Genomic DNA, 13,230 nt, shown 5'->3' on the forward strand with positions numbered 1-13,230 from the left:
GCCGCCGCCCGGACCTCCGCCGGATGCCACCGCGACGGCCGTCGTTCACCCGCTGCCCGATGGCACCCGGGTGATCCTGGTCGCCGACACCACACAGACCACGCAGGTCGCTCATCAGCTGCGCGGCTTGATGATCGGGGCGGGCCTGGTGACCTTGCTGCTCGCGGCGCTGCTGCTTGTTGCGGTCAGCCGGGCGGCGCTGCGCCCGCTGGATCGGCTCACCGCACTGGCCAACGCCATCACCACCGGGGACCGTGGCCGGCGGCTGCACCCCGATCGCACCGGTACCGAATTAGGCCGTGCCGCAAGCGCTTTCGACGGTATGCTGGACGCACTCGAGATGTCGGAGAAGCGCGCCCGCCACGCCGCTGACACCGCGCAGCGCGCTGAGTCGGCAACCCGGCGATTTCTTGTCGACGCGGCCCACGAATTGCGCACCCCGATCGCCGGCATGCAGGTCGCGGCCGAGCAACTCGCTCACGGCGCGTCCGAACACCACGACGACGGGCAATACCGCCGGGCGAGCCTGTTGCTCTCCGACGCCCGTCGCGCCGGGCGACTCGTCTCCGACATGCTGGACCTGAGCCGCATCGACGCCGGGCTTGCGCTCGAGCGGGACGACGTCGACGTGGCCGCCGTGCTCGATCGCGAAGCCGACCGAGCCGCGATGCTGGCACCACAGGTCAGCGTCAGCCGCACCGGTTTGACCACGCTGAACCTCAACGCCGACGCGACCCGCGTGTCGCAGATCGTGTCCAACCTGCTTGACAACGCCCGCCGGTACACGCCCGCCGGTGGGGCTATCACGGTTGACCTTCGCGCACGCGATGGCCTTGCGGAGGTCGTCATCACCGACACCGGCCCGGGCATCCCAGATGACCAGCGGGACAACATCTTCGAACGGCTGGTGCGCCTGGACTCCGGGCGCGCCCGCGACCACGGCGGCGCCGGTCTGGGCCTGGCCATCGCGCGGGCGTTGGCGCGTGCCCACGGCGGCGAGCTGGCATGCGTGCCCCACGAGGGTGGCGCGCAATTCCGGCTCACGCTGCCGATCAACACCGGGCGATCCGGGTAGCTAATTGTGGTTGATGCTGGGGATTTGGGTCTGACTACGTGAGGGCTGGGGCGGTCGCGTTGATGAGGTCGAAGGCGCAGCCCTGATTGGGTGTGGACGAGGAGCCAGGTTCAAACAGCGCCATCCGTGCTGGATTCACCTCTGGCCCAAGGTGTTTGGCGGCTAGCCTGGTATCGATCGTGTCTTGGCAACAATCGGCCGTCCCGCTCGGACGGTCATGGTTGCTCCTCCACGTCTGCGGTCATGGCTACCAGCACGCGCCGGAACCGCTCGACCAACTTGTCGATTTTGGCCGCGCTAAACACTTCAGTGTCGAACTCGACGCGAAGACCTATTTCGTGGCCCGGCACGGCTTGCACCGAGAGCGGGTAATGGTTGTATTCGCGGTTGGTGAACCCGCTGATGGCCAACTCGTCGACGGCCAATAATGCGGCGGTATCGATCGGATAGTTCTCGTACACGAACATTGTGTCGAATAAATGGTCGTGCCCCGTCACGCGGTGGATCTCACTCAGGGCGAGGTGCTGGTGGTCAAGAGTCTTGGTGTAGGCGCTTTGCAGCTGGTCAAGCAGGTCGGCGATGGTGGTTTCCGCACCGATTGTCGCCCGCACCGGGACGGTGTTGATCAACAGCCCGACCATCGATTCCGCCCCGGCCAGCTCGGTCGGCCGACCCGAGACCGCCGTGCCGAATGCCACATCGTGCTGGCCGGTCAGCCACATCAGCAGCTGCGCCCATGCGGCCTGCAAGACGGTGCTGACCGTGGTGCTGCACGAACGCGCCAGCTCGCCCAACGCCTTCGTGGTCTCCGCGGACACCTGGAACGACTCCATACCGCGCAGACCGAGCGCCAGGCGCCCCGAGGGTCCCACCAGGCTGGGACTGTCGAACCCGTCGAACACCTCATGCCACACTGCCTGAGCGGCGCTTCGATCCTGTTTGGACAGCCACGTGACAAAGCTGCGATACGACGGGGCCGCGGGCAGCCGCACGCCGCAATAGCTGGCGAAGATTTCCTGCAGCAGGATCGGCTTCGACCAACCGTCCAGCACGATGTGGTGGTTGGTGAGCACGAACCTATACAGATCGTCCGCGGTGCGGATCAAGGCAGCCCGGAAGGGCGGCTGGCCGGCAAGATCGCAGACCGCGACGCGTTCGGCGGTACACAGCTGCTGCACCTGTTCCTCGACATCAGCATCTGCAGAGCTCAGCTCGACGTACTGCCACGCCAGCGCCGGATCGGCGGGCATGACTTGCACCGGCTCACCGAAGTCCTCGCAGAAGCCGGCCACCACGTTCGGGTGGCGGGTGACGACGGCGTGCACCGCCTCGCGCAAGCGCTGGGGGTCAAGGGCACCGCTCACGGTGATATCGAGCTGCACCGCGTACAGTTCGTCACTGCCCTGCGCGCTGCCGGTGTAGTACAGCAGGCCCTGCTGCAGGGGGGTCAGCGGCAACACATCGCCGATACGGTACCGCTGCGCCAGCTCGTCGATGTCCTGCTGGGCGAGACGGGCTGGAACGATGTCGGACGGGGTCAACCCGCCCCCACCGCCACGCACGTGCGCGCAGATGCCGGCCAGCGCGTCGAACCACAGCTCGCTGAGCCGGCTGAGCTGCTTGTCATCGAGCGCGGAGCGCGCCCAGGTCCAGTTGGCCTGCAGGTGCGGGCCGGCCTCGGTGTCCATGGTGCCGGCATTGAGCCCCACGGTGTGCGCCAGCGGCATCTCCACTGCACCCGCGGCACCGGCCAGCGAGAAACTGTTCTCGCTGAGCCGCCACAACTCACTGGAGGGCTCGGCCGCGCCACCCAGACGACCCAGGTAGTTGAAGCCGATCACGGGGTCGGGCCCGCCCAGATCGAACTCAGGGGTGAGGTAACGCAGCAGTCCGTAGGTCAGACCGTCGGGCAGGGCGCGCAGCTGCTCCTTGGCGTTTTTGATCACCGCGCCCAGGGCGTCCTCACCCGCCACCACCTGTCCCCAGGACAGGCCGCCGACCGGCCCTCCGAAGTTCAAGGCCACCGGGTACTTGGTGGTGAACCAGCCCACCGTGCGCGACAAGTCGACGTGCGGAGCCAGCTCCTCCTGGCGGCCGTGGCCCTCCACATCGATGCCGATCGGGGCGCCGGTGCCCAAGAAATGCGTCCACGCCAAGCCGAACGCGATCAGCAAAATGTCTTGAACCCCGGCATGAAATGCCGCCGGGGCCTCGCCAAGCAGTAGGCGGGTCGTCTCGACATCCAGCGACACCGACAATTGGCCGGCGCTGACGTAGGTGTCCTCCGGCTGGACCGGCGGCAGCGCGGCCGGGAATGCCGCCACCTGACGCCACGCCTCGGCCTGGGCCATCACGTCTGCGCTCTGCGCGTGATCGGCCAGCAGCGACGACCACCGGGCAAACGACGTCCCGGGCGCCGGCAGCGCCACCGGCTGCTCGTTGTGAAGCTGCGCCCAGGCAATATTGAGGTCTTCCAACAGGATTCGCCACGACACGCCATCGACGGCCAGGTGGTGAATGATCAACGCCAACTGGTTCGTCGACTCGGCCCACACCGCACGCAGCATTGCCCCGGTGTCCGGGTCCAGACGTGATCGGGCCGCCACCAACGCCTCAGCCGACAGCTCGTCGACGGTGTCCACGCAGCCGCCGGCATCTACCGTCCCGGCTTCGGGCACCCACAACAACCAACCCCCGGCGCCGTCGTCTTCGGCGCGCATCCGCAGCGTGGCATGCCGATCCAGCAACGCCTGCAGGACCACCACCGCGTCGACCTGTGTGACGCCAGCGGGCGCTTGCACCACCATCGTCTGGTTGAACTGCTCGACCGGGCCCTCGACGCTCCGCAGCCAGCGCATGATCGGAATGGCCACCACCGACCCGGTGCCCTCGTCGACCACGCCGGCCTCGCCGTCGGCAAACACCGTGGCGACCTGTGCGAGCCGCGCCACCGTCTGTTCGACGAAAATGTCACGCGGACGGCACATTACGCCGGCCGCCCGAGCCCGGGCCACGACTTGCATCGACAAGATGCTGTCACCGCCCAGATCGAAGAACGAGTCATCGACACCGACCCGCTCCACACCCAAAACCTGGGCATAGATGCCGGCCAGGATTCCCTCGACCGCGCTGGATGGAGCGCGGTAATGGTCGACATCGGAGTATTCGGGTGCCGGCAGGGCGCGGACGTCGAGTTTGCCGTTGACCGTCAATGGCAGCGCCTCGAGCACGACGACCGCGGCCGGCACCATGTAGGTCGGCAACCGTTCACCCAATTGGGTACGGATCTCCGCCGGGTCGGCGGTCCCGGTGATGTAGCCCACCAGCCGCTTGTGGCCGGGACGGTCCTCGCGCGCGATCACCGCCGCATGATCGACGCCGTCCAGCCCGCTAATGGCCGCCTGGATCTCGCCGAGCTCGATGCGATACCCGCGGATCTTGACCTGCTCATCAGCACGCCCGACATAACGCAGCTGACCATCGGCACCCCACGACACCAGGTCACCGGTGCGATACATGCGCGCACCCGGTTGTCCGAACGAGCACGCCACAAACCGCGTCGAGCTCAACCCGGGCCTGCCCACATACCCGGCGGCCAGCCCGGCACCGGCCACATACAGCTCGCCGACCACCCCGGCGGGCACCTGACGCAACCACCCGTCGAGTACGAAGAAGGCAAGGTGGGCCAACGGCACCCCGATGGGGCTGGCATTGCTGTCGACGTCGCCGTCGACGATCTCGCGGAACGACGCGTGGACTGTCGTCTCCGTGATGCCATACATATTCATCAGACGCGGCAGTCCGGGGTGGTGGTTCAGCCAGGTCTCCAGACGGTTGGGTTCGAGCGCCTCGCCACCGAACACCACCGACTGCAACTTCAGCTGCTGCCCAAGTTCCGGGGAGAGTCCATCAGCGGTCTGCAGCGCATAAAACGCCGACGGTGTCTGACTCAACACACTGACCTGTTCACGAACCAGCAAGGCGTGCAACTCTTCTGGCGAATGCACCACCGAGTCGGGCACCATCACCAACCGCCCGCCATACAACAGCGAACCGAAGATCTCCCACACGGAGAAGTCAAACGCCAACGAATGACACTGCGTCCACACTTGCCCCAGCGCCAGCTGGGCGTCCAGCGATTCTAGCAGCTGGGTGACGTTGTGATGAGGCACTGCAACACCTTTGGGTGTCCCGGTCGTGCCCGAGGTGTAAATGATGTAGGCGACGTTCTCGGCCCCCACCGCCGGCAACGCGGTCTCGGGCTGGGTCGTCGCCACAGGGTCGTCGATGTCGATGAGCGGCAGGCCAGACCCCTCCAGCCGTGACCGCAAGTCCGCGTTGGTGACCACAGCGATAGGCGCAGCGTCGCCCAACATGAACTCCATCCGCGCCGCGGGCACCGTCGGATCGATCGGCACATACGCGGCACCGGACTTGAGCACCGCCAGGATCGCCACGACCGCCTCGGGCAAACGCGGAAGCAACAGGGCCACACGCGCACCCGGGCCCGCACCCTGAGGAATCAGCAAGTGCGCCAACCGATTAGCGGACTCCTCCACCTCGCGGTAAGTCCACGACCGATCCCCATAGCTGATCGCCACCGCCTCCGGCGCGCGGAACGCCTGAGCGGCGAACAAGTCGGGGATCGAGCGCGCGGACATCTCCGGCTCGGCCAGCATCGCCCGGTTGCCCCACGCGTCGAGGCGGTCGTGCTCGCCTCGGTCGAGCAGATCGATCGACGACAACCGCCGGGCGGGATCGGCGATCATTTCCTCCAGGACCTGCTGCAGCCGGTCGATCAGCGTGTCGATGGCTGCACGGTCAAACGCGTCTGTGTCGAATTCGACGCGAAGGCTCATTTCGTGGCCCGGCGTCGCCACCACCGACAGCGGATAGTGGTTGAATTCGCGGCTGTCGAACTCGGTAACCGCCAGGTCGTGGGCGCCCAACAGGGCGCCGGCGTCGATCGGATAGTTCTCGTACAGGAAGAGTGTGTCGAACAGCTGATCGTGACCAGTGGCGCGGTGGATCTCGGGCAGCGCCAGATACTCGTACTCGAGGGTGTCGTTGTGGACGCGCTGCAGCTGATCCAGCAGATCGGCGACTGTGGTCCCTGTGGTGGCGTTGGCCCGCACCGGCACCGTGTTGATCATCAGGCCCACAATGGATTCCGAGCCGATCAGCTCGGTCGGCCTACCCGAGACCGCGGTGCCGAACGCCACATCATGTTGACCGGTCAGCCACATCAGCAGCTGCGCCCATGCGCCCTGCAGGACGGTGCTCACGGTGGTGTGGCACGAGCGGGCCAGCTCGGTGAGGGCAGCTGTGGTCTCGGCGGACACCCGAACAGATGCGACGTCACGGCGCCCTATCTGTCCGGGCGTGCCCACCAACGTCGGAGTCTCGAAACCCGCCATCACGTCGCGCCAAGCCCCTTGTGCGGCACCGCGATCCTGACTGGCCAGCCAGGTGACAAAGCTGCGGTACGACGGAGCCGCGGGCAGCCGTTCGCCGTAGTAGCTGCCGAAGACCTCCTGCATCAGGATTGGCAGCGACCAGCCATCCGCCACGATGTGGTGAATGGTGAGCACCAAGCGGTATTGGTCTTCTGCGGCGCGGATCAGCGCCGCCCGAAACGTCGGCTTGTCGGCCAGGTCGCAGACCGCGGCGCGCTCAGCAGCACACAGTCGCTCAATCTGCTGATCGGCGTCGCCGCCCACGGGGTTCAGTTCAACGTCCTGCCACGCGATCACCGGCTTGGCCGGGATAACCTGCATCGGCTCACCGAAGTCTTCGCAGAACCGGGCCACCAGGTTGGGATGCCGGTTGACGACCGTCTGCACGGCCTCGCGCAGGCGGTGCGCATCGAGGGCGCCGTTGACCGTGATACCGAGCTGCACGGTGTACAGGTCGTCCAGACCGGGCGCGAAGCTGGTGTGGAACAGCAGACCCTGCTGCACCGGGGTCAGCGGCAGCACGTCCAAGACGTCGCCCTGCGAGCAGAGTTGGTCGATCTGTTGCTGGCTGAGGCGGGCCGGAGCGAGATCGGACGGGGTGAGTCCGCCCCCACCGGCTTTGACGTGCGCGCAGATACCGGCCAGAGCCTCGAACCACAACTGGCTCAGCCGGCTGACCTGCTCGGCATTCAGCGCCGAGGGCGCCCACGTCCAGTTCGCCTGTAGGTGCGGCCCACCCTCGGTGTCCATGGTTCCGGCATTGAGCTCCACCGTGTGCGCCAACCGAAGGGGCACCGCCGTAGCCACACCCGCAAACGACAGGCCGTCCTCGTGGATCCGCCACAATTCGCCGGGCAGGTCGGTACCCGCACCGAGCCGGCCTAGGTAGTTGAACCCGATCGTCGGGTCGGGCCCGCCGAGATCGACCTCGGGGTTCAGGTAGCGCAGCAGACCATAGGTCAGCGGATCGGGTAGGGCGCGCAGCTGCTCCTTGGCGTCCTTGATCAGAGCGCCCAGCGCGGCCTCACCGGCGACCACCTGCGCCCAGGACAGGCCACCGACCGTCAACGCGACCGGATACTTGGCGGTGAACCAGCCCACCGTGCGAGACAGGTCCACAGAGGGAGCCAGCTCCTCGTGGCGCCCGTGACCCTCGACGTCGACACCGATCGGCACACCCGCGCCGGTGCCGAGAAACTCCGCGAACGCCAGCCCGAAGGCGATCAGCACTATGTCACCGACACCGGCGTGGAACGCCGCCGGCACCTCACCCAGCAGCCGACGGGTGGTCTCGACATCCAGCGACACCGACAGCTGGCCGGCGGTCTGGTAGGTATCCACCGCGGGCTGCACCGCCGGCAGCGCGGCCGGTATTGCCGCCACGTGTCGCCATGTCTCGGCCTGCGCCACTACCTCGGCGCGGCGCGCATGCCCGGCAAGCAGCGATGACCAACGCGCAAACGACGTCCCGCCCATGGGCAACGCCACTGGCTGCCCGCTGTGATGCTGCGCCCAGGCGATGTTGAGGTCCTCCAACAGGATTCGCCACGACACCCCGTCGACGGCCAGGTGATGAATGATCAATGCCAGCTGACCGGTGGAAGTCGCCCACACCGCGCTGAGCATCAGTCCCGCCGCCGGGTTCAACCGCGACCGTGCCACTACCAGCGCTTTATCCGACAACACATCGGCGGTATGCAGGCATCCGCGCGCGTCCACCGAACCAGCTTCGGGAGCCTCCAGCGACCAGCCGTCGGCTCCGCCGTCGTCGATGCGCAGCCGCAACATGGCATGCCGATCGAGCAACGCCTGCAGGACGACTGACACGTCGGCCTCGGTCACCCCCGCCGGAGCGGCGACCACCATGGTCTGGTTGAACTCGTCGATCGGGCCCTCGGCGCTGTGCAGCGAGTGCATGATCGGGGTGGCCACCACCGGGCCGATGCCCTCGTCGACGACGCCGGCCCCGCCATCGGCCACCATCGCGACCCGCGCCACTCGCGCGACGGTCTGTTCGACGAAAATGTCACGCGGCCGGCACATCACCCCGGCCGCCCGCGCGCGGGCCACGACCTGCATCGACAGGATGCTGTCGCCGCCGAGGTCGAAGAACGAGTCATCGACCCCCACCCGCTCCATCCCGAGGACTTGGGCGTAGATGTCGGCCAGGATTCCCTCGACCGCGTCGGCCGGGGCCCGGTACTTACCGGCAGCGAATTCGGGTGCGGGCAAGGCGCGCTTGTCGAGTTTTCCGTTGACCGTCAACGGGATTGCCGGCAACACCACCACCGCGGCGGGGACCATGTAGGCCGGGAGCCGATCAGCCAATGCCGTGCGGATCTCGGTCGGGTCGGCGGTGCCGGTGATGTAACCCACCAGCCGCTTGTTACCGGGCCGATCCTCGCGGGCGATGACCGCCGCCTGGTGCACCCCATCCAGGGCGGCCAGGGCTACCTGGACTTCACCGAGTTCGATGCGGTACCCGCGGATCTTGACCTGCTCGTCGGCGCGGCCCAGGTGTCGCAGCTGCCCGTCCTCACCCCAGGACACCAGGTCGCCGGTTCGATACATGCGTGCCCCGGGGGCCCCGAACGGGCACGCCACAAACCGCGACGCGGTCAAACCAGCACGCCGCACATATCCAAGGCCCACGCCGCGCCCGGCCAGGTACAGCTCACCGACCACCCCGGCCGGCACCGGCTGCAGCCACTTGTCCAGCACGAACATTGCCGCCCCGGGTATCGGCGACCCGATCGGCACCAAGCCCTGCCCCGGCGTCAGCGGCGTACTCATCGACGCGCACACCGTCGCCTCGGTCGGGCCGTAGGCATTGATCATCACCCGCCCGGGTGCCGCCCACCGATCCACTACGTCGGTCGGGCACGCCTCACCGCCCACCACCAACGCCGTCGACTCCAACCTCTCCGGTGACAGCAGCGCCACAGACGACGGAATCTGAGTCAGCACGCTGACCTTCTCCGCGACCAGCAACGCGTGGAGATCTTCCGGGGAGCCCGCAACGGACTCGGGCACCACCAGCAGTCGTCTGCCCCGCAGCAGCGCACCCCAGATATCCCACACCGATAAGTCGAAGGCCGAGGAGTAGCACTGCGCCCACACCCCTCCGCGCGGTAGGCGCTCGTCGAGCGCCTCGATCAGCCAAGTGACGTTGTGGTGCGTGATGGCCACGCCTTTGGGTGTGCCCGTAGTCCCGGAGGTGTAGATGATGTAGGCGACGTTTTCGGGTGCGGGCATTGGAAGTGGGGTGGCGGGTTGAGCCTTGATGGCGGGGTCGTGGGCATCGACGACCAGCAGACCGGATCCGTGCAGCCGTGAGCGCAGCTCGGCCGTGGTGATCAGCGCGGCCGGTGCGGCATCGGCAAGCACGAACTCCATCCGCGCCGACGCATGCCCCGGGTCCACCGGCACATACGCTGCCCCGGTCTTGAGCACCGCCAGCATCGCCACGACCGCGTCAGCGCACCGGGGGAAAAGCAGCGCCACACACTGCCCGGGGCCAACCCCATGACCGGCCAGAAGGTGTGCCAACCGGTTTGCGGCCTCGTCGAGTCCCCGATACGTCATGGAGCGGCCGTCGAAGGTCACCGCTACCGCGTCGGGGGTGCGCTCGGCGTGCTCGGTGAACACCACCGGAATCGACACCGGCGCGGTTACCGGCTGGGTTAACGCGGCGCCATGCGACCACCCATTGAGCCGGGCGTTCTCATCCTCATCGAGGATGTCGATCGAGGAGATCGGCCGCTCGGGATCGGCAGTCATTTCCATCAGCACCTGCTGCAGACGTGCCGCCAGGTAGGAGACGTCAAAGCTCGCAAACGGCTGTCCGCGGCCTGCCGTGCTGAGGAACAGCCGGTCACTCGATCCAATGAAGAAAAGCCCGAAGTGATTGGCGGGGCCGTTATCGGTGTATGTCGCGGTTGCCGGAGCGCCACCAAGATCCAGGGTCAATCGGGACGGGATGAAATTGATACCTACCCTGTTCGCTGCCTGTCTCGGGTTGAGAAAGCTGCCTTCGTCGTGCTGGTGCACCGGAAACCGCTGATGCTTCAGCAATTCCCGTATCTGTGTGTCCACGTGCTGACAGAAATCGGCGACCGTTGTTTCCGGTGACGTCTGCAAGACCAGTGGCACAACTCCGGCGAGCATCCCCGGGAGTGTCTTCGACTCCGGACGTACCCGTCGGCTGACCGGGAAATCCAGCGCCACCTCCGAACCGCTTCCCGACCATGCATGCACCAAGAGAGCGCATGCCGCTGTGGTGACCGAATGGCGGCGGATGCGCAGCTTTTTGGACAGTTCCTGCATGCGGCTGACAGCGACAGCATCCAACTGAACTGACCCCGACGGCCCACAGGGGTCCCGGTCGACCGTGGTGTGGGGCAGCTGATAATCCTGTCCGCCTTCCGGCGGAAGGTTCTTGCTCCAGTACGCTTCGTCTTCCAGATAATCGGTGGATGCTTCGTATCCCGACTCGAGATCAACCAGGTCCTGCAGCGAGCCGAAATAGGCGTCAGGAACAGGCAATCCAGCGACCATTGCCGAATAGATGGTTGCAACGCGACGGCACATCAGCGCCATGCTCAATCCGTCTAAGACGATGTGGTGGCAGCAGCCGAACAAATAAAATTCCTCGGCCTGCGTCTGGAACAGAGCGAATTTGAGTAACTGGCCGTTCAACGCCATCGGGGTGCGCTGGATGCAGGAAGCCCGCCGGCAGGCTTCCTGCACGGGATCGGGCGTGCCGATCAGGTCATGAAACTTGAGCTCGACATGCGGGTCATCGATCGGCCTTTGGACCACGTGGCCATCGGTCTCGAAGAATGCAACCCTGCTCGGTTCGGCCTCCGCCACCGTTTGGCGGATCGCCTGCTCGAGGACATCACGCTGTATCCCGCCCTCGATCTTTATCAACAGGCCGAGCTGCCACTCCGTACCGGCATAGCCCGATTCCTGCGAGAGCCAGATATCTAGTTGTCCGCGTGTCAGCGGCAGCGCCAAATCTTCACGGTTCATCGACTCCCCCAAAGCTTTACCCGCTTGCCCCCATACCCCGGGGTGTGGTTACTGATCGAAATCCTGCCCGGCCCCGGTCCGTCGCGCAGAGATTTCGGCCGAATGTCCGCCACTTCTGCGCCATGTGGTCTAGGCAGCGGCGAGGTCGGCTTCCCCATAGACCACCCGCCGCTCCCGATGGCTGCAGCACCTGCCGGCACGGGCGAGTTGGGACGCTGATGCTGTCATGAGCCTGGACGCCGGGGGCCGATCTGGAATGGGCACGCACTCTTGCTTCGAGCACGCCGGTCAGAATTTCGGTTCCCTTGACCGAGGCCGTCAGGCGATCCCCGGGGGTGTGAACCCGATTGGGGGCAAGCGAATTGAAATCGAGACCGACGCACCGACCGGTTCCGGAGGAGGTTCCTGACGCCGAACATGAGCTGGTGATCGAACGGGTCTGCGCCGTCGATGTGGCCAAGGTATCGGGTTGTTGTGGCCCTCGTTCGCGCCGCCCGCGCCGAGTCGACGGCCGCGCGACGCAAACCCGGCTGTGCTGATAGCCGGCGAGTGTCAGCCGGTCCGCCGCGCCGACCTGGCTCGGAGCCGGACGAAAACAAAGCGATCGGCGCTGATCACGCCGCTCGACGGCCACTTCGACGGCCCCCATGGCGAACCGGCCCGAACGCTGCTCGATTAGATCGACACTTTATTGGTGCAAATCGGCAACCCTCCCGCCCGTATCGGGGTTAAACTCGTTTCGATTTGGAGGGGTTCACCGCCAGCGATGCACCTGATCTCGGGCGATCAACGCAAGCGCAGGCGCCGGTAGGACGCAGGTGTCGAGTTTTGCCGTTGGGGAGGGGCGTCAATGAATCGACGATCGGACTATGTGTTCACGGAACTCAGCAATCACACGGACGATTGTGTGGCGGTAATTCAACAGTACCTTGATTTTCTTGTCCAAGGCGACGGCCACAAAGCTCATTGTCCGTTTACCAAGGCGATGCTGGAAAAGCGCCAGTTTTATTACGATACCAGCGATTTGCTCCTGGATATGGAGGAATTTTTCCGAACTATAGCAGAGCTGCGTGCCTTTCACACTGGACATGCTGACCGTTATTTGGTTGTTGGGGTCGCATATCAGAATGAGGAAAACTTCGTAGAAGCGATCGCAGCCGAAGGCGAAGTGTGGCGACAGAAAATGAGACTTGAACTTATAGCCGCCGGCCTGACGATTGCTTGGACTCATCCGAAAAACCCAATCGGCACCCACACGGATCGCGACAAACCTGCGGAACCTCTATGGGTAAGCGATATTCCGCTTCTTATGCTCCGAAATCTCGACAAGGGTGACGAGCCGTTCATGCTGAGCGCCGATTCCAAGAGGGCGTTCGTGCTGGGCATGAGGTATCACGAAACGATACCTATCGACATACGTCCTGCTGCGATAAGTCCGCAGGTAGAGCCACACTACAAGCTGATCGCCCTGGCGAATCTCATGAATCATGTTCGGCTTTCCTCCGTCAGATCGGTATCAGCCGATTTGGGCGGAAAGCTTATGACGGTATTGAAAAACGGAAAAACCTGCGTGCATCCGTGGATGCCCGAACTTGCGGTATAGGAGGTAGCGCAAAATGCCTGATATTTCAAGTCCCCGGAACTGTCAACTGCCGGGAACGCGAA

At 65.4% G+C, this 13,230-nt stretch carries 3 protein-coding genes; 2 read left to right on the plus strand and 1 reads right to left on the minus strand.

Annotated elements, in window-relative coordinates; genetic code table 11:
* Positions 1–1,075, plus strand: a 1,075-nt coding sequence (locus A5782_RS22670) for a cell wall metabolism sensor histidine kinase WalK (RefSeq protein ID WP_067104333.1), incomplete at its 5' end; no start/stop codon positions are given.
* 215 nt (positions 1,076–1,290) lie between these two features.
* Here the strand turns inward: A5782_RS22670 and A5782_RS22675 are convergent.
* A complete protein-coding gene (locus A5782_RS22675; protein WP_067104334.1) occupies positions 1,291–11,565 on the minus strand; it encodes a non-ribosomal peptide synthetase in 10,275 nt (3,424 codons plus the stop codon).
* An 850-nt stretch (positions 11,566–12,415) separates the two neighbouring features.
* Here A5782_RS22675 and A5782_RS26580 point away from each other — a divergent pair.
* Complete coding sequence (locus A5782_RS26580; RefSeq protein WP_197694318.1) at positions 12,416–13,168, plus strand: 1-aminocyclopropane-1-carboxylate synthase; 753 nt, start codon at positions 12,416–12,418, stop codon at positions 13,166–13,168.
* The last annotated feature ends 62 nt before the right edge of the window (positions 13,169–13,230 follow it).

It is taken from the genome of Mycobacterium sp. 852002-40037_SCH5390672, from assembly GCF_001665875.1.
Lineage (GTDB): Bacteria > Actinomycetota > Actinomycetes > Mycobacteriales > Mycobacteriaceae > Mycobacterium.

What these genes read in the sequence shown, in the direction of transcription:
- A5782_RS26580 (WP_197694318.1), top strand. Translation starts at nt 12,416, where the DNA reads ATGAATCGACGATCGGACTATGTGTTCACGGAACTCAGCAATCACACG.
- A5782_RS22675 (WP_067104334.1), bottom strand. Translation starts at nt 11,565, where the DNA reads ATGAACCGTGAAGATTTGGCGCTGCCGCTGACACGCGGACAACTAGAT.